The following is a 482-nucleotide window of genomic DNA, read 5'->3' as shown; positions in this document are numbered from 1 at the left end:
CCCGCTTCGATGTCATCCTTGGACGCCACACAGCTCTGGCAGTGGGGATATCTGGTCACGACGGCGATCCCGCCTGCTCTGGCACCCACGCCCGACATATTCATGCTGGAAGCGTCCGTGCCGCCTTTGTCAATCACCTCCGGCTGCCAGGGAATCTCATCACGCCCGCAGCACTCCTCCATGGCGGCAACCACTTCCTCGTCACAGATCACCGACGGATCCGCATACTTGATTGCAATTCCCTTTCCGACAGTATTGCTGCCCTCCAGATCACAGGGATAATCATGCGCCGGCGTGATGTCAACCGCGATTCCGATATCGGGACGGATCCGTTCCGCTGTCGGTTTGGAGCCTCTGCATCCCACCTCTTCCTGTACGGTAAATACGTAATAGATATCGTTGGGATACGTACCGTCATTCTCCTTTAATGCCTCTAAAAGCTGATAACAGCCGATCCGGTCATCTAAGGTTTTAGAACACAC

General features: G+C 55.2%; 1 protein-coding gene. It reads right to left on the bottom strand.

The annotated features are described in order from the left end of the window. On the bottom strand, window positions 1-482 hold a 482-nt coding region (locus tag NE664_13575), incomplete at both ends, for a M20/M25/M40 family metallo-hydrolase (protein MCQ4727662.1).

This window comes from Anaerotignum faecicola, assembly GCA_024460105.1.
Lineage (GTDB): Bacteria > Bacillota > Clostridia > Lachnospirales > Anaerotignaceae > JANFXS01.
The sequence above is the reverse complement of the archived record's forward strand: the minus strand, read 5'-3'. Positions and strand labels throughout refer to the sequence as shown.